Raw genomic sequence first — 21,775 nt, 5'->3', positions numbered from 1 at the left:
TTGTGAAGTTTATGCCTGTTGTTTCGACCCATACCCACCAACCTCCAGCGTGGTTGCCCAATGGCCACTATCAGAGTATTTATCCCGCTCTTTTTAGGAAAATAAAATACCCTTCCCAACGCGAACGTCTCAACACTCCTGACCATGATTTTCTGGATATAGACTGGAGCTTGGCCAACGCCTCTCAGCCTTCCTCCAAACTTGTTATTTTATCGCATGGTTTAGAAGGAGATAGTACGCGCCAATATATCAAGGGAATGGTAAAACTCATGACTGCCAATGGATATGATTGTTTGGCGTGGAACTATCGAAGTTGTAGCGGCGAACTAAACCAACAGATACGTTTTTATCACAGTGGCGAAACTTCTGACCTAGACTTTGTGGTCCAATACGCCCTTAAAAAAGGGTATTCAGAAATCTATTTGATGGGCTTTAGCCTTGGCGGCAATGTTACCCTTAAATACGCAGGAGAGCAAGGCAAAAATATTCACAATGCCATCAAAAAAGTAGTTGTTTTTAGCGTTCCGATGGATTTGTTGGCTTGTAGTCGCAACATCGAAAAGCCTGAAAATCGCATTTATTTATGGCGGTTTTTGAAAACACTAAAACCCAAAATAGAAGCGAAATCTTTTCAGTATCCTGAGCATTTTGATGTTCAAAAATGGCAACAAGTCAAAACATTTTGGGATTTCGATCACCTTTTTACGGGGCCATTGCATGGATTTAAGGGAGCAGATGATTATTATCAACAATGTAGCTCCAAATACTTTGTGCAGGATATTGCCATCCCTACTCTCATCGTCAATGCTATCAACGACCCTCTTGTGCCTTACCAAAGTCTACCAGCAGATGTGATTGAGAAGCTGCCAAATGTGTGGCTGGAGCTTACCCAACACGGCGGCCACTGCGGGTTTAGACCTCGTATTCCCTACAAAAACGGAGCCTATTGGTCAGAAATGAGAGCTTTGTCTTTTATTCAAGGAGCATGAAAGGATTGGTATTGGCAGGCGGATATAGCACTCGTATGGGCACCGACAAAAGCCTGCTTCATTATCACGGGGTTGCGCAGTGGCAACACTGTAAAAATATATTAGGAAAGGCTAATATCGAGAGTTTTATATCTTGTCGAGCCGAACAAACTTCCTCTTTTCTGGAGGCACATCTGCTCATTGACCCTTATCAAGTTGGGCCGTTGGGCGGAATTTTGTCGGCTTTTGAACGTTATCCTGATGAGCCTTGGCTCGTAATAGCGTGTGATATGCCTTTTGTGGATGAAGAAGCGATTGAATTTTTGATTCAAAATCGTCGTCCTTTTCAAATAGCAACGGCTTTCCAAAATCCAGAAAGCTTATCGCCCGAACCATTGCTCACGATTTGGGAGCCTCATTCCTACTCTTTACTGACCAATGCCTATCAGGAAGGGAGACGTTCTCCCAAAAATATTTTAGAACAAGCTGCCATCAACTTGCTACCATGCCCACATCCACAGTGGCTACGCAATATCAATACCCTCGCCGAATACCAAAATAGTTTTTAATTCAATTCTGATTTCCTATGGCCAATTTTACGCTTTTATCGTCTGAACAATCATTATCACCTTTCAAAAACTTTCGCATTGGGCACATAGATGGCGCCCAAGCCCAAACTTTGCCTCTTTTTTATGACGCCATTGAAAAAGCCTTGAGTCTTCCAGACTTTGAGCCAGACATGGAGCTACTAGATAGCTTACTCAACGACTTGACATGGATAAAACAACCTAACGTAGCTATTTATATCACTAACTTTGACGAGTTTTTGGTCAAAGAAAAAAAAGAAAAAGTATTGGTGGAGCTTCTCAATCTTTTGGATGCCACTGCCGAAGACTGGAAATGGCTCGATGACGATGACGAAATGCCAAAGAAAAATTTTAAGATTTTGATTCAAACCAGTCCACGAGCTATTGAGATTTTGGAAAAAGAAGAAATTGCTTTTAGCACTCTATAAAATCCTCAATAGAAAGCATCTTCGATATGATGAAGACGAGTTTGGTGCGGTGTAATTACCACCGACACTACATCAAATCGGATGTCGCCCTGCCAGTCTTGGTCAAAGATATATTGCTCCGCAGCTTTCATGATAAGACGACGCTTGGTGGCATCCACAAACTCTTCGGGCATTCCAAAACTGACATTTGTGCGGGTTTTGACTTCCGCAAAAACCAATATTTTGTTTTTCTTAGCAATGATGTCAATTTCGGAATGACGGAATCGGTAGTTTCGCGTTAAGATTTCATATCCTTTTTCTTCCAAAAAAGCAGCGGCTTTGTCTTCGCCTAGCTTACCAGTGTCAATATGTTCGGCCATGAGTTTGAGAGAGGTTTAGATTAAATACTATCCTTCCGCCCTCATATATACCTTTTGATATTGTAAAGGAGACTTACCAGTCAGGTTTTTGAATTGGCGGTTGAAGTTTGAGACGGTATTGAACCCACTTTCGTAACATATTTGTGTCACCGAATATTTTTCTTGTACCAAAAGCTTGCAGGCATATCCGATGCGGATTTCGCTCACAAAGTCTGAAAAGGTCTTGTTGGTACGGCTTTTGAAGTATCTACAAAAAGCGGCTTCGGTCATATTGGCTAGCGTCGCCACCTCATTGAGCCTGATTTCTTCTTTAAAATGCTTCATCACATACTCATACACCCGCTGCATACGCTCAGTTTCGGAGACTTTGTGCGTATTGACATAGCCCACACTCGTAATATAGTCTACTTCTACCGCCGATGATAAATAATGCAGCGTATGTAGCAACTCCAAAACCGCTTCAAAATCATGCAAATGCACAAGTTTTTGGAGGCTTGTACGCACCCGCTCTCGTGTTTCTCCACTAATATCTAGTCCGCGTCGACCTTTGATGAGCAATTGGCGTAAATTGTACATTTCGGGTTTGTCAAAAAAACCTTCTCCCAAAAAATCTTCAGTAAAATACACCACAATTCCGTGCGTTTTGAGGGCAGGATTCCCCTCAAAATACGCCCGGTCGCTACGCCATAAATGTGGGATATTGGGACCTAAAAAAACCGTATCTCCCGCTTCAAAGTGCAGAATATTGTCGCCAATAAATCTCGTCCCTGTCCCTTCAATAACCGTAAAAAGCTGATAATGAGGATGAAAATGCCAATTTGGGTCAAAATACGATTCTTCAAGCTCTATGGTGGTGAAAGATGCCGAAGGCGCGTTTAGTTCTTTTCTTAACGGAATCCGCATTGTGGTTACTCATTGGGGTATGCCTGTACTACTACTTGCCGTAAGTGCTCACTATCCCAGCTTAAATCAGCTTCTTCTTTGGTAAGTTTGAGGTCATTCTGCAAAATTTGCTCTTGCCACTGAATCTGCTCTTTTACCGACAAGGCATAGTCTTTGGTTTCGTGGCGAGTCTTAGCGAGCTTGCGCACCGATACTTCATCATAATGAATAAACTTCTGCCCCTGCCGATTGGCGGTGTATTTGCGGAAACCTAGCTGCACCATCGCATCTACGCCTAGCCGTACCGCAGCATCGAGTGTTTCGCGATACACATTGTCGATGTTCATATCAATTAGCTCATAAGCGTCGTAGCGATTGCGCGCCCGCGCAAATATCTTCAGATTAGGGAATTTTTTCTTTACAACCTCAATCAACAAGTGATTTATCTCAGGTGGGTCAATCGCCGCAATCAAAATCGTAGCTTCGGCGGCTCCCGCAGCTTCTAGCAAATCTACGCGTGTGGCATCTCCAAAATATACTTCAAAGCCCATGCGGCGCAACAAATCGACGCGGTCGGAGTCGTTGTCGAGAATGGTAGCTTTGACACCACTAGCCCGTAAGAAACGTCCAATAGTACTTCCAAAATGACCAAATCCGGCAATAATCACTTTATGTTGTGTATCAATCGTATCTGATTCGGGTTGGGGATCGCCTTGGGTTTTTACGCCAAAATAAGGCTCTATTAACTTTTCGTTTACGAGTAAAACAAGCGGAGTAGAAGCCATCGTAATCGCTACCACCGCCATGAGTTTGGCGTTCCAGACTTCATCTAGTAGGTTGATTTGATTGGAAAATGATAATAATACAAAAGCAAATTCTCCTACCTGGCTCAGTCCAAAAGAAAAAATGAAATTTTGGTCACTGCTCATTTTGAAGATTTTGCCCGTAATCATCAAGACACCAAATTTTAGAACCAACGACAACACCACCAGAAGCGCAATGGTAGAAGGGTCGCTGGTAATTTGATTGAAATCAATAGTCGCTCCTACACTCACAAAAAACAATCCCAAAAGCAGCCCCTTGAAAGGCTCAATATCACTTTCTAACTCATGACGAAATTCGGTATTGGCCAAGACCATTCCGGCCAAGAATGTACCCAAAGCAGGGCTAAGGCCTACAGCTTGCATGGCCGCCGCTACCCCCACTACAATAAACAACGCTGCTGCCACAAACAACTCTCTCATTTGGGTTTTGGAAACAAAACGTAGAAAAGGCACAACCAAAAACTTCCCAACCACCAAAATCAACCCAACCACTCCCAAAACTGATACTGCTTGTACCCAAGCCGGTTGACCCTCAAACAACGACGAAGAATGCTCACCAGAAGAGGCTGTATGGGCGCCCAAGAGCGGCAAAAGCGCCAATATCGGAATCACCGCAATATCCTGAAATAGCAACACCGCAAATGAAGCCTCACCGGCCACTGTATGCGAGAGGTTCTTTTCTTTTAGGGTTTGTAATACAATAGCCGTCGATGACATTGAAAATGCCAAAGCTACCGCCACACACATTTGCCAAGACCAACCCATCAATAAAAAACTAATAAACAGCAAAAATGTAGTGGCCAATACCTGTAAGCCTCCTAACCCAAGAATGGCTTTGCGCATTTCCCAAAACTTTTTTGGGTTTAACTCCAATCCAATCAAAAAGAGCATCATTACCACGCCAAATTCGGAAGCGTGCATGATGTCTTGGCCATTTTCCCCCACAAATTTCAACCCAAAAGGTCCAATCACTACCCCCGCTACCAAATACCCAAGCACCGAACTCAAACCTATTTTTTTGGCAATAGGAACAAGCAAAATCGACGCTCCCATAAATACCAATGCCTGAAATAAAAATCCTGTGCTCATTTGTCGTTCGTAATTTTTTTGAGAAGATCATTAATATAAGTGTGCTGATACAAATTGGGGCGATATTGTATATCCTGCCAATTGTCCAAAAAAAGCACTAGTTCTGAGCTATACTCCATGAGTTGTTCGCGACTCAGGCGGTGAGTACCATGAATGACAAACGGTGGGAAATAATTCATCTTGCAGAGGTTGGCAGTCTGCTCAAAAGGGCGTAAAAATTCTCTAATAGGAAAGCGATTATAGCCGCTTTCTTGGTAAGCCTGATAGCCTCCACCTACCGTAATGACCTGCATTATTGATTTTCCTTCTAGAGCATCTCCGTCAGGGCCATAGGCCCACCCTACTTCCAGTACCATATCTATCCATTGTTTAAACAAAGGCGGACAGCTATACCAATAAAAAGGATGATGCCAAACAATCATTTCATGCTGCAAGAGTAGTTCTTTTTCGTACTCCACATCAATGTTGAAGTCGGGGTATCGCTCATACAAATCATGAAAAGTAATATCGTCTCGATTGAGATATGATTTTAAGACTAGACGATTGGCGCGTGATTTTTCTAATAGTGGATGCGAAAAAAGCACAAGCACCTTATTTTTTTCAGGAAGCATAAAAAAGCTTAGAAATTAGGTTAGGTTGAGTAAAGGTTGAGTTTAAAGTTAGATTTTTTCTGGTATATCGCCAAGCGCTTCTTTGTTTTTGAATTTTAAAAAAATTACATCCATTCCCAAGCACTTACGTAAGCGTCCCTTTTTTCGGCATATTCAATAAAATCTGCGTAAAACGCTGATTGGGCCAAAGTAGCACTGTCGCCTACTATTACAAGCTTCTTCCGGGCGCGCGTCATGGCTACATTCATGCGCCTAATATCCGCCAAAAACCCAATGATTCCGTCGGTGTTGCTACGGGTCATGCTGATATAAATCACGTCTCTTTCTTGTCCCTGAAAACTATCGACGGTATTGATAGCAATAGAAGACAGATAAGGCTGTAGGGCTGGCACGTGGGCGATTTGCTCCGTAAGTACCCGAATCTGCTGTTTGTAAGGGGCAATGACACCTATATTTGGGAAAGGGCTCTTTTTTGCGCATTCTTCCGCCAAAATCGCAAGATGTTTGAGCAAGAGCGCTGCTTCTTCGGGATTGGTACTACTGGTTCCTTCTAGTTTTTCTTCAAATCCACATCCCGCTGTATCAATAAACAACAGCGGTTTGTCGCCTTCAAAAAGCAATCGCTCAGCTACCGAAGCATAGGCTTTGAGGCGATTGTGATAAAATACCTGCGACGAATAGCCCATAATCTGCTCATTCATACGGTATTGCTCTTCAAGGAGCGTCACGGCTTCGGGATGCAAGCCCACACATTTTTCGAGCAAAGTAGTACTTAGCCCGTTTTTGGCAGCTACTTCTGACTTGATAGTAGGAGGCAGCTGACAGTGGTCACCGGCCAAAACTACTTTGGGGGCTTTCAGAATCGGAATCCAACAAGCCGGCTCAAGCGCTTGGCCTGCTTCATCAATCACTACGGTGTCATAGCTCAGGTTTTTAACAGTATAATGATTGGCTCCTACCAAGGTAGCCGTCACTACTTGCGCTTTGGCCAGCAAATCATCGATGATATACTGCTCCGTATTGCCTACTTCCTTCATGATTTTATGGGCTTCATCAAAAAGCAGCTTACGCTGGTCGCGTTCGGATTTCCCAAAATTACGCTTGTATTTATGCGCCATATTTTTAAACTCTTGCGCCTGCTTTTTGAGCCTTTTCGACTCTTTCATTTGGGGATGTTCAGCCATTTTGGCATCAAGCGTCAAAGACATCAACCGCTCGTTTACGCGGGCAGGATTACCCACTCGCAACACATTCAGGCCTTCTTCGTGTAGCTTCTCACTCAACAAATCTACCGCTGTATTGCTCGGTGCTACTACAAGCACTTTTTGATTTTGGGTCTTTACCAAAGCCTTAATCGCCTGTACCAACGTAGTGGTTTTGCCAGTACCAGGAGGGCCGTGTACAACAGCAAGTTCGTTGGCTTTCAATATTTTATCGACTGCGGCTTGCTGAGATTCATTCAATCTGACACCAACCAAAGGAGGTACTTTTTCCTTAAAAGTTGGCTTTTGACTTCCTGTCAAAATAGAAATGAGTTTTTTATCTTTGTCTGGGCTTTTGGCTTCAATAGCGATGACTTGCTTCAAAGCCGACTGCATTTCTTCGTAGCTATTGTCATCAAAGAGAATATCAATCCCTAGCTTTCCATCCCTCGTCCATTCGGGCAGCTCGTCGGTGCGCAGCGTGATTTTGAGTCGATTGCCGTTTTGATGCGTTATGGTTCCCTCTACACGGTCGTTTTTGGCATCATGATTTCCAAAAAACACGGCGGGCATCCCAAACCTAAATTGGTGTGCAATATCTTGGTGAGTGGTACGCTCCAACTCTACTGTTAGATAATCTCCTCGGCTCATTTCCGAACCTCTGATAGCCACCGGATACCACGTAAGGCCATTGGCTCTTCTTTCGGCTACAGAACTCTGCTCAGTAAGTTTGCGATACTGATTGTGGTCTTCTTCGCGTTCTGTTTTTAGTAAATCAAGTAAATTTTTAAAATAATCCATAGACAAAGGTACGCTATATCTACCAAAGAGGCATCGCCATAAAGAGCAGATTGTGGGTTTAAAACAAAACTTTCACTAACTTAATTTTAACAATATTTTATTCTTTTCTTTATTTTTAGGTCAAAATACAGTCAAAAAAAGCAAATGCAAGGGAAGTTTTTAGCATTATTTTACTATTATTTTGTATTTGAATTTTTCTACTCCTAAGCCATCTCTTATATATCTATATGAAATTCAGCATGAACTTGCTCCTTTGGGGCACGCAAATTGACGAAAGCCTCTTTCCTACTCTTGATTTAATCAAAGAAATCGGCTTTGAAGGCGTGGAAGTTCCTATCTTTAATACAAATCCAGATGATTGGCATAGTTGGCGTAAAAAACTTGACGAACTAGGCCTGCATAGAGAATGTGATACTTTTTGCGGTCAAGCCGACAATCTCATCAGTCCCGACCCTGCCGTGCGTGCTTATGCACTCGCAAGCCTCAAAAAAGTAGTGGATTGTGGTGCGGTATTAGGAGCTACTAAGCTCATGGGGCCTTATCATTCGGCACTGGGGGTATTTACGGGACAAGCCGCTACTTCTGACGAATGGAAATGGGGCGTAGAAGGCATCCAACACTTGGCCGAATATGCTCAAAATCAAGGCATTTTATTGGGTCTTGAATACCTCAACCGCTTTGAGCTTTACCTCACAAGCTGTGGCGACGAACTCATTCGGTTTGTGGATGACGTAAACCATCCCAACTGTCAGATTATGTTTGATACATTTCACGCCAACATCGAAGAAAAAAACATCGGTGATTGCATCCGTAAAATGGGCGACCGTATTGCTTTCATCCAACTTTCTGAAAATGACCGCAGTACGCCCGGAAAAGGCAACGTGGACTGGGTAGGTACTTTTCAAGCAATCAAAGACATAGGCTACGACGGATGGCTGAGTATCGAAGCATTTAGCCCTAAGCTTCCTGCGGCCAATATATGGCGCAAAATGTTTGATTCGGAAGAACAACTCATGCGCGACGGCTTGGCTTTTATTCGTAATTCATGTCAGCAAATAGGTCTCTAAAAGAGTAAAAATTTTATTCAAAAAATAGTTTAAAACATAACGAACCCTGTGGTGCTGCTTTGCTGCAACACCACCCTACAAACTGCTTCTGCTATGTCTAAAAAAATCAACATTGCTATCGTTGGGCTCGGTTTTGGGGCCGAGTTTATTCCCATTTATCAGCGTCACCCCCACGCCAACATGTATGCTATTTGTCAGCGTAACGTCGAAAAACTCAACGCTATCGGCGAAGCTTTCAACATAGACGTGCGCTACTCAGACTATGATGAGCTACTCAAAGACCCTAACATCGATGCTGTACATATCAACTCTCCCATTCCTAATCACGCCGAACAAAGTCTCAAAGCTTTGCGGGCAGGAAAACACGTAGCTTGTACGGTGCCAATGGCAACCTCGGTAGAAGAATGCATGGAAATCGTCAAAACTTGCAAAGAAACGGGCAAGAAATATATGATGATGGAAACAGTAGTGTATGCAAGAGAATTTTTGTTTGTGAAAGAACTGTACGAAAAAGGAGAGCTTGGTAAAGTTCAGTTCTTGAAAGCTTCTCATCAGCAAGACATGGACGGCTGGCCCGACTACTGGCCTGGCTTACCTCCTATGCACTATGCTACTCACTGCGTAGGTCCCGTAGCAGGCTTGCTCAAATTGGAAGCAGAGTACGTATCTTGCTTTGGTTCAGGCACAATTCGCGAAGAGCTCGCCAAGATTCACAACTCACCTTTTGCAGTAGAGTCGGCACATATCAAATTTAAAAACAGCGACTTGAGTGCTTATGTATATCGTTCGTTGTTTGATGTAGCTCGTCAATACCGCGAAAGTTTTGAAGTGTATGGCTCTAAAAAATCTTTTGAGTGGCCCCTCATAGAAGGCGAAGAAGCGGTGATTCACACTGCTAAAAAAGAAGAACACGAAATCCCTGAGCGCGTAGCAACGCCTGATTATGCGCATTTGCTACCCGAAGAAATTCAACAATTTACGACCCAAGGAGTGTATGACATTGCCGAAAATACCCATCTTTCATTTACACAGGGTGCGGGCCACGGTGGTTCGCACCCCCACTTGGCTCATGAATTTTTGATGGCATTGATTGAAGACCGCGATCCTTTCCCTAACGCCGCTCAATCTGCCAACTGGACTTCTGTCGGAATTTTGGCCCATGAATCGGCAATGCAAGGTGGAAAGATTTTGCAATTACCAGATTTCTTTAATGCCTAATTGGCCAAAATTGTTACAAATATTACGCCGCGCTGCGGCTTTGGGGTACATCAAAGGTGCAGCGCACCGTAATATTTGTAGCGCAATATTTGTAACACAAATCAACCACAAAGGTGCAGCGCACCGTAATATTTGTAGAAATGTTTGTGACGTAACCAAACCAACCACAAAGGTGCAGCGCACCGTAATATTTGTAGACGTGATATTTGCAAAACCATTTGTGTAACCCATGGCCAATACCTATACGCAGCTTTACATCCAAATTGTTTTTGCAGTGAAAGGACGGCAAAGTCTTATCCGTAAGGTATGGGAAGAAGAATTATACGCATATATAGGTGGCATTCTAAAACAACACGGGTCGAAGCCATTGGCAATCAATGGAACCTCAGACCACATCCATATTTTTATAGGGTATGGTACCTCAGTATCTCTTTCCGATTTAGTAGAAGAGATAAAAACCTCCTCCAACAAATTCATAAAAATACATTTTCAACACGCTAATTTTAATTGGCAGCGCGGTTACGGCGCTTTTTCTTACAGTAAATCTCACATCGACGCCGTCATCAAGTACATTAATAATCAAGAAGAACATCATCGCAAAAAGACCTTTCGCGAAGAATATTTAAAAATGCTAACGGATTTTGGAATAGAGTTTAAAGAAGAATACCTATTTGATTTTTTTGAAAATAATGAAGAGTACGAATAGCAATATAACATAACTCTTATTTGATTTTTTCCAGCAACAAATAACTTTTCTAACCATACAATGAAACGCTTTCTAACTATTATTTTGTCGGCGACTTTGCTGTGGCAATGTGCTACGCAAAAAACCAACCTCGGCAAGGGTTCAACCCTTGCCGAGGTTACTCCGCGTCGCCTTGAAATTCTCTTTCTGGGCGATAACGGCCACCACCGCCCCATCGAACGTGTGCCGACTATCATGGCGGCATTAGGCTCTAAGGGAATCAATTTTACGTATTCTGACCAGTTGGAAGATCTTAATCCTTCTAATTTGGCTAAGTACGACGGAGTGCTACTGTATGCCAACTGGGATACTATCAGCAAGCCCCAAGAAAAAGCCTTGGTAGATTATATCGCTAGTGGTAAAGGGTTTATTCCTGTTCACTGTGCGTCTTACTGCTTCCGCAACTCTGAGGAATTGGTAAAAATCATGGGAGGGCAATTTTGGCGTCACACTTGGGACACCATTCGCCCTATTTGGACCAATCCCAACCACCCTGCCATCATGGGTGTCAAACAATTTAAGACATTGGACGAAACTTACCTTCACAGTAAACTCCAACCTGACAACCTTGTCTTGACGGAGCGTGAAATTCAGCCCGACCAATACAAAGACAAGCCCAATACCAAAACTGAGCCTTATACATGGGTACGTACGCATGGTAAAGGACGGATTTTTTATACAGCCTATGGACATGACGACCGCACTTGGAGTCAGCCAGACTTCATCAACCTACTCGAAAAAGGAATTCGTTGGGCTGTAGGAGACCAAGCTATTAAGAATTTGACCGCCCTCGACCCTCGTCCGTTTACTTACAAAGAAGCCAAACTTCCTAACTACGAAAAACGTTCTGGGCCACAGCTTCAGCAAAATGCCGTTTCGCCGGAGGAATCCATGAAACACATCCAGGTACCGACTGAGTTTACGCTGGAACTGTTTGCCTCTGAACCCAATGTGATGCACCCTATTGCCATGAGCTGGGACGAGCGCGGACGTTTATATGTACTGATTACGAAAGATTATCCCAACGAACGCAAAGACTCAGGAGGAAGTGATTATATCCTGATTTGCGAAGACACCGATAAAGACGGCAAAGCCGATAAATTCACTCGTTTTGCCGATGGTCTGAGTATCCCAACGGGAATGGTATTTGCCAACGGCGGTCTTATCGTAAGTCAAGCCCCTCACATTATTTTCTTAAAAGATACCAACGGTGATGACAAAGCAGACGAGAAAAAAATCTTGTTTTCGGGCTTCGGGACGGGCGATACACACGCAGGCCCTAGCAACTTGCACTATGGATTCGACAACTGGATTTGGGGATGCGTAGGATATTCGGGATTTGAAGGCAAGCCTAAAGACAACGCTGATAGCCTCAAATTCGGTCAGGCATTTTTCCGCTTCAAACCCGACGGGTCTAAAATTGAGTGGGTTACCAGTACTTCCAACAATACCTGGGGATTTGCCTTCAATGAAGCAGGTGATGTATTTGGCTCTACCGCCAACAACTCCCACGGCTGGTACATGGCGATTCCTCACCGCTACTTCACAGGCAGTGTAGGTATGGGCCGCGACAATGGTAGCCGTGGCACGGATACCCACAAAGACATGAAGCCAATTACTCCGCGTATTCGTCAGGTCGATGTATTTGGAGGGTTTACGGCAGCGGCTGGACATAATTTCTATACCGCCCGTGCTTTCCCTAAAAAATATTGGAATCAAATCGCATTTGTCGCCGAGCCTACTGGGCACGTATTGCACCAAAATCAGCTTATCAAAAAAGGCACCGATTATGAAGACAAAGAAGCCTTCAACCTCATGGCTGGCGCTGACGAGTGGTTTTCACCCGTTTTTGCAGAAGTAGGCCCTGATGGAGCAGTTTGGGTAGCCGATTGGTACAGTTTTATCATTCAGCACAATCCTACTCCTCAAGGGTTTGGCAATGGAAAAGGAAATGCTTACGATACCGACCTGCGCGATTATACTCACGGACGTATCTATCGTGTAGCCTACAAAGAAGCACCTGCTTACACCCCTCTCAGCTTGAGCAAAGACCGTCCTGCTGAATTGGTTGCCAACCTCAAAAATACCAACATGTTCTGGCGCAATCATGCCCAACGGATGTTGGTAGAGCGCGGCAACCAAGACGTTGTACCTCAGCTTATCGCCTTGGTCAATGACCCCTCAGTAGATGAAATTGGTTTAAATCCAGCCGCTATTCATGCCCTTTGGACATTGCAAGGTTTAGGTGCTTTGTCAGATGACAATACCCTCAAAGCCGTAGTAGGTGCGCTCAAACACCCAAGTGCTGCCGTACGTAAAAACGCCGTGCAAGTGTTGCCTTCCACTGCGGCTACTGCGCAAGCACTCTTGGCCAACAATACCCTCAATGATTCGGAGCCTCTCGTAGTGCTCAACTCATTGCTCAAATTTACCGAAACACCTCTTACTCCCGAAATAGAGAAGGTTTTACTGGCTCGCTTCGAAGCTTCCAATGAAGCCGACGACCGTTGGCTGCCCGATGCTTTCTCTGTGGTATTAAATTCGCACGGAGGTAAATTGATGCAAACTTATTTGGCTAAACGTACCGTCGGCCAAAAAGCAGAGACAAAAGCACCGGCTCCTATGGCACACGACCATAGCGCTATGCATGGCCCCAATGCCGCTGCCACTGAGCACAATCATAGCGCCATGACCACCGCCACCAAACCTGACTTGGCTATTACCAATATTACAATCAATCCTGCTGTGCCTTTTGTACGCGAACCCGCCGCTATTACGATTGAAATTACCAACAAAGGGGTGGCTATTCCCAAAGAAACCGTTCCTGTGGTGAAAGTAGGAATCGAAGGACTAGGTCTAAAAATCAACTATGTAAGCTACCAACTTAAAAACGGTATTGGAGCCGGCGAAACCATTCAATTGGTAGAAAGCAACAATGGCCCCTGGGTAGGTCGTATGGGCTTTACAGCGGAGCAAGCAGGCAAATTGCGCATCAGTGCAAGCATCGACGCTGACAATCTAATTCCGGAAGAAGATGAGGTAAAAAACAATGCTTTGTCTAAAACTTTTGAAGTAAAACGCCCCGCCAAACTTTCGGATTTTGCTCTTGAACGTGCCGCACGTAGCTATGCTTCTTCACTCAGTATGAGCCCCGATTCGGTCATAGCCTTGATTGCCAAAGCCAATACGCTAGATAGCGATGCACGTTATGCGGTATTGAAGGGAGTCGTGAACGGTTGGAATCCTCGCCGCAAAGTAACCACTAGCGACGCTGGCAAAATGCTCCTAGTAAGTACCAAAGAGACTATCGCCGACGATTTGAAAGCTAAATTTACGGGGGTAATTGAGTCATTTGGTGCGAATGCTCTTGTACCCGTTGACCCCAATCTCCAAGTCATCAAAATCAAATCTATCAAAGAAGCGATGAAGTTTGATGTAAAAGAATTTACGGTGATTGCAGGTAAACCTGTAGAGTTGGTTTTTGAAAATCCTGATGCTATGCAGCACAATCTTGTGATTATCAAGCCAAAATCTACCGAAATCGTGGGAAATGCGGCGGATAAAATGATTACCCAGAAAGATGCCGCTGAGAAAAATTACGTTCCTAACTTGCCCCAAATCGTAGCTTATACACCTTTGGTCAATCCCGACCAAACGTACCGCCTTACTTTCACCGCTCCTACCGAACCCGGAAACTACCCTTATCTATGTACTTTCCCCGGTCACTGGCGCTTGATGAGTGGTGTTATGAAAGTGGTAAAAGACGAAAGCAAGACCACAAGTAAGTAACTCAATGACAATTTATTACGAAAAAGAGAGACACCCTATGGCGTCTCTCTTTTTTATAATCTAGTTGCCTAATACAAATTCTTCAATGATTGGCCAGAGAGCTTCACCTCACTGCTATCCGACTGAGTAGTCAATCGAATTTTTTTTACGGCTGTACCAACATCCTCTAATCCAGCTTTATCTGCCAAACTCACCGTCAAATGATTGATTTCGCTGCCCTCTACCAATCGGAGTTTAGAGATGTCTTCTACCTGAGCGTTTACATTTCCCCACGTTCCTTTTTCTAGCGCACACACGCTATTTTTCTTAATCAACAGCGATGCATCCATTGGCTTGGTAGTAACGATGGTCACATTTGAATTATACAACTCAATCGCAGGCATTTCGGAAAAATACAATTCACAAAAATCGACGTTATCATCCCGCCCTGTTGCAGCTGAGATTTCGAGCGTATCTCCTTTTTTACTATAACTAAAACCTACTCGTCGGTAATCGTGGCGGAATCCTTCTTTCTCTCCTCCCAAATGCAACACAAACCGAATCCCTTTGGCTCTCAAAACTTTGGATGATGCCTTCTCCTTATCAAAAGTGCGAAAAACCGTATGCGCTTTTTCTTTTTTGGTGGTCAATTGCTCCAGATAGGCACTTTTGTAGCCAAATACTAAAAGCGCCTGCACAACCAACGTGATAACGACCGTCGCACTTAGCAATTTATTAGATGTTTTCATGTTCGTAAAATCGTTTTTCGAGTTCTTCAAAACTCATTTTTAGTAAGCGAATTTGTTTGAAAAAAATCGGCAATTCGTTCTGAATAAACGTCTCTTTACGCCAGTTGAGGTAATTTTGTTCGCCGTTCGGAGCTACAAAATAGCCCAATCCGCGTTTGGTAAAAATTACCTCCTGCGTTTGTAAAAAATCGTACGTACGCTGCACCGTGTTGGGATTTACTTCCAATTGCACCGCCAACTCCCGTATAGACGGAATTTTGTCATCGGGTTTCCAACGTTGGGTCAGAATCTGCTCGCCGATGTGTTCGGCGATTTGCAAATAAATCGGGATTTGATTATGAAAATTCATGGCTGTTAAACTTCTTTTTCTTTGATTTTCAAATACGTAACTACCCATAAAATGACGGGTAAACACCCCACCCACCAAACCAAGTAGGGCAATTCAAAGGTAGAGCCAAATTGGAGGTGAAGTTTGGAAATGGTTCTTACACTTGCGTATATAAACCCTGGATAAGGGGAAGTTTCCACTTTGTCAGCATTTGGTAAAATTGCGGTTAGTGCTTTTTGCTGAAATGTGTAAAGGAGTAGTACCGTTCCTACGCCAATAGCCAACGTTTTGAAAAAACTATATTTCCTAAAAATCACACTTCCCAACATAAACGTACCCGAAATACCCAAAACCCCAATCGCTAAAATTGTTTCGACTACATTCCGAAATGCCTTCGCATAATCCATTCTGATAATTACCTTAGGAAAGGTTGAAAGGATAAAAGGAGTTGCAAACAACCACGTTACTCGCCATAAAATAGCCGTTATTATCAAGCTTAAAGGGATAGTAAGAAGCCAAGCGAAACAAAATCGTTCAAAGGGGGAAACGGGTAAGGTTAGAGAAAATAAAGTTTTGGAAGAAGAAGAAAAATAAGAGTAAGCGTAGCTTCCTGCAATCCAGGTGGCTATTACGGCAGAGTTAAAAAGCCCAGCAAAAGGGTTTAAATCATAACCTTTCAACTGGTCATAATAAAATTTATCCTCCAACGGTTTGCACAGCAGATAAATGAAAACCAACTGCATCACCACCACACCTACGGCAAACAGCGCATACACTTTCCAGTTTTCACGAAATTCTTTTCGGGCATACCACCCAAAACGGCGAATATCAAATATATCATTCATAATTAGTGAAATTGAATAACTTCTTGGAACAAATTTTCGAGATTAGGTTGGGCGGTGGCCTTATCGGCTAAGGCATTCAGGTCTTCGTTATAGACGATTTTTCCTTGGTGAAGAATCAAAACGGCGTCTATCAAACTATCCAAATCGCGCACTTGGTGGGTCGAAATCACGATACTACGTTCATCGGTCATTGCCCCCGCTACGATTCTTCTAAAAGTACTTTTTGAAGGAATGTCCAGTCCATTGGTAGGTTCGTCCATCAATACCAAGGGTACGTTGGTTGCCAAGGCAAAGCTAATGACTACCTTCTTACGTTGTCCAAACGATAGTTTAGAAAAGACCTGTTCGGCAGGCACTTGAAACTCTTTTAGATAATCTAAATACAGCGATTTATCAAAATTTGGATAAAAAACACCGTAGGTATCCGCGTACCGCGCCGCCGTTGAATGCGGCAAATGAGGCTCATCAGCCACAAAATACAGCTGACTCATAAAGGAAGGTTTGCGGTGACGAGGCTCGTGCTCCAACACCTTGCACATCCCTCCTTTGGGAAAAACCAACCCTGCCAATAGTTTAAGCAAGGTCGTCTTACCCACCCCGTTTGCCCCCAAAAGCCCATAAATGTGCCCTGACTGCAAGTACATGCTCAACCCCGAAAATAGGGGTTTCCTTTCATAGCTGAACGAAACATTGTCTAGATGAATCATAGAATCTTTGAGATTTAGTGTACTACTTAACTAATACACCACAAACGTACAAAAACCTCTCCATAGATGTCAATAGAGAGGCTTATTTTTTTTAGATGACTAGTGGAAGCTAAATTTTTTTCATACTCCTACACTTTGATAATAACTCCTTTCTTGTACATCACGTACAGAATCACAAACCAAATCGTAACAAAAGTAAGTGCGCCTGCCAACGACGCATTATAGGGATTGCTAAACCATACTCCAATCAGATTTTTTTGCATCCATTGCTGCGAATTAATCGTTCCTTCGGGAGTTTCAACTTTGATAAGTGCCAGCGTGCGTGGAATAATCCCCGACAAGAAAAATACCGTAATGGCATTTACCCCAAAGGCCACAAAAGGCGTAGTCCAACGGCGATAGCCCTGTACGTCAATCAGCCAATAACAAACCGCAAGCCCTACCATACTCCACCCACCCGCATACAACACAAAAGAACTAGTCCAGAGGGATTTATTGATAGGAAAAAACAAGTCCCAAATCAATCCTGCTACGACAAGAAGATTACCAACCGTAAACAACCAAGCGATTTTTTCAGCTACAGCTTTGTCCGAACGTAGCCATTGCCCCGTCAGCACGCCCAATAGTCCCGTAGCAACGGCAGGAAGCGTACTAAACAGGCCTTCCGGATCCCACACTTTTGCGGCTTTCCACAAATGCGCAGTAGTGAGAACACTTCGGTCAATCCACGCTCCTAAATTAGTGGTAGGTTCTAGATTGGCATAGCCCACACCGGGCACCGGTACGAATGTCATCAACAAATAATAAACTACAAGCAGAAAAGCGGTTAACCTTAGTTGGGTCGCATGGGTTGTTTTCACAAAAACAATCGCACAAACCAAATATACCAACGCAATACGCTGCAACACCCCCGGAATACGTACTGTTTCGAAATTGAATTTGGGGTATAGATTCAAAAATAACCCTAATCCAAACAAAATGGCACTACGCTTCACAATCTTACCTATCGAAGGTTTTTTGGACTTGCTCATCGCAAATGAAATAGAAACCCCCACAATAAATAGAAAAAATGGAAAAATAAGGTCAGTAGGAGTACAGCCGTGCCAATGCGCATGGAGCAATGGAGTATAGACATGTTCCCAATCGCCGGGGTTATTGACCAAAATCATCGCGGCGACCGTAATACCCCGAAAAACATCTAATGAAAGTAGGCGGTTTTGCATAGCTTGTAAAGACGAAGTGTTGTTTTGCTACGCAAGTTAAGACAAATATTTTTAGCGAAGGTTGCCCCCTACGGCTAATCCACTCGGTACTTTTTCGGGAATAGAGCGATCAAACTGCTCATCGTTGAGGGTATTCAAAAATTCGACAATCAAGGATATATCTTTAAAGTCGACCTTGAGAACCTCCACGATAGGATCGATTTGAGAGGGTTTCACTTGTGAATTACGGATTTTATCCCCAGCCAAGTCTTCATAAAACTCCAGTACTTGTTCTAAGGTCTTGAGCTTACCACTGTGCATATACGGCGCAGTATAGCGCAAGTTGCGCAAACTAGGCGTTCGAAACTTGTACTGATTATCTACACCTTTATCAGATTCGGGTAGTTTTTCGTTGTCGGGTGCTCCTAAAGCATGTAGCTGAAAATCCGACAGCATAGGGCCATGATGACATTTGGCGCAGCCTGACTTCAGGAAAGCTTGCATTCCCTCTATCTCATTGATAGATAGGGCGTTTCTGTCTCCTCGCAGGTATTGATCAAAACGTGAATTGCCTCCTATCAAGGTTCGTTCATAAGAAGCAATCGCTTGGGCAAGATGATCAACCGTAACCGTGGGGTCGTTGGGAAAAGCCCCTCGAAAAAGTGAGGCATACGTGGTATTTTTCTTTAATCGATTCAGTACGCTATCAAGTGCCGCTTCTGCCGAATACCTCCGCCCTCGCATTTCTTCTAAGGCTTTGATTGGCTCTAGGGATTGTTTTTCTAAACTCTTTACCCTCAAATCCCAAAACATGGGTGCTTGCGTTGGATTGGCATTGGTCAAGAGCGTGATACCATTAAAAGCCGCATTGAGTATGGTTTGAGAATTACGTTTTACAAAAGGAATATCGTTGGGCATATTAAAGGCTCTATTGCTTCCCATACCGTGGGCATTGGTACCGATGGATATTTCCAGACTCTCAGCAAAACCAAATTCGGGATGATGACAAGTAGCACAAGCGACGTCTTTATTGCCCGACAAAATAGGGTCAAAAAACAATAGTTTTCCTAAGGCAATTTTTTCTTTAGTGAGTGGATTGTCAGCAGGTACGGGAGCTTCTAAAGGAAGAGCGGCTAGTTTGCTTATATCATCTTGTTCCTGAACTTTTTTCTTTTGCTCTTCTTTTCCACAACTCCACACACTTATCCACAAACCTATTCCTACTCCTAGCTTTAAGGTATATTTCAACATGCTTGCTTTTTACTTTTAGAAAGCAACATTAGAAAATTTATAATATTAATACAATGATTTATATCAATCAGCTTTGTGTTATGCCTGATCCAAACTTCCCAACTTATCAAGCATCAAACTTTTATACTTCCCAGTTTTCAACACGGCTCTTTCCCAAAAGCTTAAAGACTCAAACTTGGGAAGTTTACGCTTAGTCTAATTGAAAAGTACGCCTGAGCCAAACTTCCCAAGTTATCAAGCATCAAACTTGGGAAGTTTGCGCCTAATCTAATTTGTAGGTCACAAAAACAAGTCGCTTGCTATCGGGCGACCAGCATGGCACGCTAAGGGTTCCTTGTCCGCCGACAAATGTCTCAGTCAAATCTTTGATTTGATTGGTTTTGAGATTCATCAAACGAAGTTTTACTTCTTTCCCCAGAGGGTGTTTGCCTTTTTGATCTTCGAGATACGACATAAAAACAATCCAACGTCCATCAGGACTTGGATGTGGATACCAATTGTCAAACTCATCATCGGTAAGTTGCTCTTGAGCCGAACCGTCGGGTTTCATCCGATAAAGCTGCACCCGCGCCGTACGGTAAGAGTTGAAATAGATAAATTTGGAATCATGACTATATTCGGGGGCGTCGTCCAAAGCCGCATCATTAGTTAGACGAATTTCTTCGCCGCCAGCCGTGGGGATTTTATAAATATCCCAATTCCCATTACGAAGACCAGCATACAAAATATGTTTTCCCGAACGGCTCACGCCATGCCAAAAAGAAGGGGCATTGGGCGTCAGCAATGTTGGCTTTCCTCCTTCTATGGGTACTTTGAAGATGCGAGAATTGTTGGTAAGCCCTGCTCTAGTGTCATTATGGCTAAAAAAAACGGTTTTGCCGTCATAGCTGATTCCATGTGCGCTAGTACATCGGTTAGCAAAATCGGTATCAATCACGCCCAAAGATTCTCCTTCAATCGACATTTTTTCGAGAACACCTTTGCGATTGAGAATCAAAAATTTTCCGTCTGGCGACCAATTGGGCGCTTCCATGAGCCAATTGCCCGTCAAAATCACCTGTCGCTTACCATTTTTAATGTCTAGCACTTCCAAATTGCTCGTTATCTTGGGAGAAGGAGATTGACCTATGGCCAGTTTAGATACCAAAAAGGCAACTATCAGTAAATAGTTTTTCATAGTAAGTGGTGGAAAATAGGCTTAGATGCCAAATTTACGATGATATTTAATGCTACCCAAACTCATTTTACGACGATTTAATATCCCAAAAACACAATGGGAGTTTAGGATTCTGTTCCCAAACTCCCATGATGATGTAATATAAGGCCCAAAAGACGGTTTTAGCTAAAAAAAACTATCAAATGGTTGTTTAATCGTTAGAGGTGGTATATCAACCCACCAAAGAGTATCGTAAAACAGCGGCAACAATGTATCTTATCCATTGTTCCAGCGATTTTAATTTTTCGTACAATGCCTCGGTTGCTTCTGCATAATTTTTGAAACTGTCTGGGTATTCTTTTTCTGCCTCTCTATAACTGATTATTCTATTCTCAATACTGTGCTTTAAATCATAATTGTTGTTGATTCTATAATCAATAATTATTTTCCTCAGTAGTGTAGGGTTAGCAAAAAAGACAGCTATTTGATCCTCATTCATTTTTTCACTGGCTTCAAAGACATTATTGAGGGTTTGGTATTTATCTACAAAATGTATCTTAGCATAGTCAATGGCTTTTTTGATTTCGAACAACGCATTTTCTATTTGTACTTCGTCTTCTAGGCTAATGTCTTGGCTATCGCTGATAAGGGAGTGATTGATAGTAGGAATATTTTTGAATGGTATTAATTCTTTGATAGTTGAAAAAAAACCACAGTCATAAACTGCCAATACAAAATCACCTTGTCCTATCTTATATTTTTTTAGAATAGGTTGCAGTAATTTCTCTACCTCTTCAAAGCGTTTAAGAGCTATCAGCTTCTCTCGAAATCTAAAATCAGTCAGATAATAAGTGAAACCCATACAAAAAGCGTGGCTTTTATCTTTGGCTATCAGTGTTACTCCTTTTTTTGAGAAATCAACAATAAATTGCTGCCCAAATTGTTCTTCCAATTTCTTTTTTAAAAGTTCCATACTTCAAATTTAATT

The 21,775-nt window shown here is 43.0% G+C and carries 20 protein-coding genes; 7 read left to right on the top strand and 13 right to left on the bottom strand.

All coding sequences use genetic code 11. The features are described from left to right. Nucleotides 1-11: 11 nt before the first annotated feature. Genes G563_RS0122985 through G563_RS0122975 form a run of 3 tightly spaced genes read left to right on the top strand, consistent with a single transcriptional unit; the run spans nucleotide 12 to nucleotide 1,983 of the window. Nucleotides 12-989, top strand: coding sequence for a YheT family hydrolase (locus tag G563_RS0122985; protein WP_028667389.1), 978 nt, complete (start codon nucleotides 12-14; stop codon nucleotides 987-989). Continuing rightward, nucleotides 986-1,537 (top strand): NTP transferase domain-containing protein, encoded by a 552-nt coding sequence (locus G563_RS0122980; protein WP_028667388.1) that lies wholly within the window; start codon nucleotides 986-988, stop codon nucleotides 1,535-1,537. Before G563_RS0122985 ends, G563_RS0122980 begins: the two co-directional genes overlap by 4 nt. Nucleotides 1,538-1,554: 17 nt before the next feature. Beyond that, on the top strand, nucleotides 1,555-1,983 hold the full coding sequence (locus G563_RS0122975) for a barstar family protein (protein ID WP_028667387.1): 429 nt from the start codon (nucleotides 1,555-1,557) through the stop codon (nucleotides 1,981-1,983). A gap of 5 nt (nucleotides 1,984-1,988) precedes the next feature. On the opposite strand, the gene G563_RS0122970 is transcribed toward G563_RS0122975, so the two are convergent. The 5 genes from G563_RS0122970 to G563_RS0122950 form a co-directional block, all read right to left on the bottom strand. Next, nucleotides 1,989-2,342 (bottom strand): YraN family protein, encoded by a 354-nt coding sequence (locus tag G563_RS0122970; protein WP_028667386.1) that lies wholly within the window; start codon nucleotides 2,340-2,342, stop codon nucleotides 1,989-1,991. 27 nt (nucleotides 2,343-2,369) lie between these two features. After that, nucleotides 2,370-3,245 (bottom strand): AraC family transcriptional regulator, encoded by an 876-nt coding sequence (locus G563_RS0122965; protein WP_028667385.1) that lies wholly within the window; start codon nucleotides 3,243-3,245, stop codon nucleotides 2,370-2,372. 5 nt (nucleotides 3,246-3,250) lie between these two features. Further along, on the bottom strand, nucleotides 3,251-5,137 hold the full coding sequence (locus tag G563_RS0122960; RefSeq protein ID WP_028667384.1) for a monovalent cation:proton antiporter-2 (CPA2) family protein: 1,887 nt from the start codon (nucleotides 5,135-5,137) through the stop codon (nucleotides 3,251-3,253). Beyond that, on the bottom strand, nucleotides 5,134-5,748 hold the full coding sequence (locus G563_RS0122955) for an NAD(P)H-dependent oxidoreductase (RefSeq protein WP_028667383.1): 615 nt from the start codon (nucleotides 5,746-5,748) through the stop codon (nucleotides 5,134-5,136). Before G563_RS0122955 ends, G563_RS0122960 begins: the two co-directional genes overlap by 4 nt. Before the next feature lie 104 nt (nucleotides 5,749-5,852). Next, nucleotides 5,853-7,751 carry an AAA domain-containing protein gene (locus G563_RS0122950; RefSeq protein ID WP_028667382.1) on the bottom strand — a complete coding sequence of 633 codons (1,899 nt, stop codon included), beginning with the start codon at nucleotides 7,749-7,751 and terminating at the stop codon, nucleotides 5,853-5,855. Between the two features lie 239 nt (nucleotides 7,752-7,990). On the opposite strand from G563_RS0122950, the gene G563_RS0122945 reads away from it, so the two are divergent. The 4 genes from G563_RS0122945 to G563_RS0122925 all read left to right on the top strand — a co-directional run bounded on the left by G563_RS0122945 (nucleotide 7,991) and on the right by G563_RS0122925 (nucleotide 14,570). Further along, nucleotides 7,991-8,818 (top strand): sugar phosphate isomerase/epimerase family protein, encoded by an 828-nt coding sequence (locus tag G563_RS0122945; protein ID WP_310586565.1) that lies wholly within the window; start codon nucleotides 7,991-7,993, stop codon nucleotides 8,816-8,818. 93 nt (nucleotides 8,819-8,911) lie between these two features. Then, on the top strand, nucleotides 8,912-10,036 hold the full coding sequence (locus G563_RS0122940) for a Gfo/Idh/MocA family protein (protein WP_028667380.1): 1,125 nt from the start codon (nucleotides 8,912-8,914) through the stop codon (nucleotides 10,034-10,036). Nucleotides 10,037-10,265: 229 nt separating this feature from the next. Continuing rightward, a complete protein-coding gene (gene tnpA, locus G563_RS0122930; protein ID WP_028667378.1) occupies nucleotides 10,266-10,742 on the top strand; it encodes an IS200/IS605 family transposase in 477 nt (158 codons plus the stop codon). Between the two features lie 60 nt (nucleotides 10,743-10,802). Then, the gene (locus G563_RS0122925) at nucleotides 10,803-14,570 is read left to right on the top strand and encodes a PVC-type heme-binding CxxCH protein (RefSeq protein WP_028667377.1); all 3,768 of its coding nucleotides are present in this window, start codon (nucleotides 10,803-10,805) and stop codon (nucleotides 14,568-14,570) included. Nucleotides 14,571-14,638: 68 nt separating this feature from the next. Here G563_RS0122925 and G563_RS0122920 read toward each other — a convergent pair whose 3' ends face one another. The 8 genes from G563_RS0122920 to G563_RS0122885 all read right to left on the bottom strand — a co-directional run bounded on the left by G563_RS0122920 (nucleotide 14,639) and on the right by G563_RS0122885 (nucleotide 21,760). Continuing rightward, on the bottom strand, nucleotides 14,639-15,298 hold the full coding sequence (locus G563_RS0122920; protein WP_028667376.1) for a hypothetical protein: 660 nt from the start codon (nucleotides 15,296-15,298) through the stop codon (nucleotides 14,639-14,641). Continuing rightward, entirely contained in the window at nucleotides 15,285-15,647 is a 363-nt protein-coding gene (locus tag G563_RS0122915; protein WP_028667375.1) for a GntR family transcriptional regulator, read from the bottom strand. The genes G563_RS0122920 and G563_RS0122915 overlap by 14 nt, the downstream gene beginning before the upstream one ends. Before the next feature lie 5 nt (nucleotides 15,648-15,652). Next, nucleotides 15,653-16,471 (bottom strand): hypothetical protein, encoded by an 819-nt coding sequence (locus tag G563_RS0122910; RefSeq protein WP_028667374.1) that lies wholly within the window; start codon nucleotides 16,469-16,471, stop codon nucleotides 15,653-15,655. A 2-nt stretch (nucleotides 16,472-16,473) separates the two neighbouring features. Next, complete coding sequence (locus tag G563_RS0122905) at nucleotides 16,474-17,178, bottom strand: ABC transporter ATP-binding protein (protein WP_028667373.1); 705 nt, start codon at nucleotides 17,176-17,178, stop codon at nucleotides 16,474-16,476. Nucleotides 17,179-17,306: 128 nt separating this feature from the next. Continuing rightward, a complete protein-coding gene (locus tag G563_RS0122900) occupies nucleotides 17,307-18,401 on the bottom strand; it encodes an acyltransferase family protein (RefSeq protein ID WP_028667372.1) in 1,095 nt (364 codons plus the stop codon). A gap of 51 nt (nucleotides 18,402-18,452) precedes the next feature. After that, nucleotides 18,453-19,631, bottom strand: a complete 1,179-nt coding sequence (locus tag G563_RS0122895; RefSeq protein WP_028667371.1) for a cytochrome-c peroxidase — start codon at nucleotides 19,629-19,631, stop codon at nucleotides 18,453-18,455. A gap of 262 nt (nucleotides 19,632-19,893) precedes the next feature. Continuing rightward, nucleotides 19,894-20,808: a TolB family protein gene (locus tag G563_RS0122890; protein WP_028667370.1), complete on the bottom strand. Its 915-nt coding sequence runs from the start codon at nucleotides 20,806-20,808 to the stop codon at nucleotides 19,894-19,896. A gap of 211 nt (nucleotides 20,809-21,019) precedes the next feature. Then, complete coding sequence (locus tag G563_RS0122885) at nucleotides 21,020-21,760, bottom strand: hypothetical protein (protein WP_028667369.1); 741 nt, start codon at nucleotides 21,758-21,760, stop codon at nucleotides 21,020-21,022. Nucleotides 21,761-21,775 lie beyond the last annotated feature (15 nt).

The organism is Runella zeae DSM 19591, from assembly GCF_000423565.1.
GTDB lineage: Bacteria > Bacteroidota > Bacteroidia > Cytophagales > Spirosomataceae > Runella > Runella zeae.
This window is presented reverse-complemented; position numbering and strand designations above follow the sequence as displayed.

Excerpts from the sequence above, each read along its gene's own strand:
- G563_RS0122985 (WP_028667389.1), top strand. The coding sequence starts at position 12 with ATGCCTGTTGTTTCGACCCATACCCACCAACCTCCAGCGTGGTTGCCC.
- G563_RS0122980 (WP_028667388.1), top strand. The coding sequence starts at position 986 with ATGAAAGGATTGGTATTGGCAGGCGGATATAGCACTCGTATGGGCACC.
- G563_RS0122975 (WP_028667387.1), top strand. The coding sequence starts at position 1,555 with ATGGCCAATTTTACGCTTTTATCGTCTGAACAATCATTATCACCTTTC.
- G563_RS0122970 (WP_028667386.1), bottom strand. The coding sequence starts at position 2,342 with ATGGCCGAACATATTGACACTGGTAAGCTAGGCGAAGACAAAGCCGCT.
- G563_RS0122965 (WP_028667385.1), bottom strand. The coding sequence starts at position 3,245 with ATGCGGATTCCGTTAAGAAAAGAACTAAACGCGCCTTCGGCATCTTTC.
- G563_RS0122960 (WP_028667384.1), bottom strand. The coding sequence starts at position 5,137 with ATGAGCACAGGATTTTTATTTCAGGCATTGGTATTTATGGGAGCGTCG.
- G563_RS0122955 (WP_028667383.1), bottom strand. The coding sequence starts at position 5,748 with ATGCTTCCTGAAAAAAATAAGGTGCTTGTGCTTTTTTCGCATCCACTA.
- G563_RS0122950 (WP_028667382.1), bottom strand. The coding sequence starts at position 7,751 with ATGGATTATTTTAAAAATTTACTTGATTTACTAAAAACAGAACGCGAA.
- G563_RS0122945 (WP_310586565.1), top strand. The coding sequence starts at position 7,991 with ATGAACTTGCTCCTTTGGGGCACGCAAATTGACGAAAGCCTCTTTCCT.
- G563_RS0122940 (WP_028667380.1), top strand. The coding sequence starts at position 8,912 with ATGTCTAAAAAAATCAACATTGCTATCGTTGGGCTCGGTTTTGGGGCC.
- tnpA (WP_028667378.1), top strand. The coding sequence starts at position 10,266 with ATGGCCAATACCTATACGCAGCTTTACATCCAAATTGTTTTTGCAGTG.
- G563_RS0122925 (WP_028667377.1), top strand. The coding sequence starts at position 10,803 with ATGAAACGCTTTCTAACTATTATTTTGTCGGCGACTTTGCTGTGGCAA.
- G563_RS0122920 (WP_028667376.1), bottom strand. The coding sequence starts at position 15,298 with ATGAAAACATCTAATAAATTGCTAAGTGCGACGGTCGTTATCACGTTG.
- G563_RS0122915 (WP_028667375.1), bottom strand. The coding sequence starts at position 15,647 with ATGAATTTTCATAATCAAATCCCGATTTATTTGCAAATCGCCGAACAC.
- G563_RS0122910 (WP_028667374.1), bottom strand. The coding sequence starts at position 16,471 with ATGAATGATATATTTGATATTCGCCGTTTTGGGTGGTATGCCCGAAAA.
- G563_RS0122905 (WP_028667373.1), bottom strand. The coding sequence starts at position 17,178 with ATGATTCATCTAGACAATGTTTCGTTCAGCTATGAAAGGAAACCCCTA.
- G563_RS0122900 (WP_028667372.1), bottom strand. The coding sequence starts at position 18,401 with ATGCAAAACCGCCTACTTTCATTAGATGTTTTTCGGGGTATTACGGTC.
- G563_RS0122895 (WP_028667371.1), bottom strand. The coding sequence starts at position 19,631 with ATGTTGAAATATACCTTAAAGCTAGGAGTAGGAATAGGTTTGTGGATA.
- G563_RS0122890 (WP_028667370.1), bottom strand. The coding sequence starts at position 20,808 with ATGAAAAACTATTTACTGATAGTTGCCTTTTTGGTATCTAAACTGGCC.
- G563_RS0122885 (WP_028667369.1), bottom strand. The coding sequence starts at position 21,760 with ATGGAACTTTTAAAAAAGAAATTGGAAGAACAATTTGGGCAGCAATTT.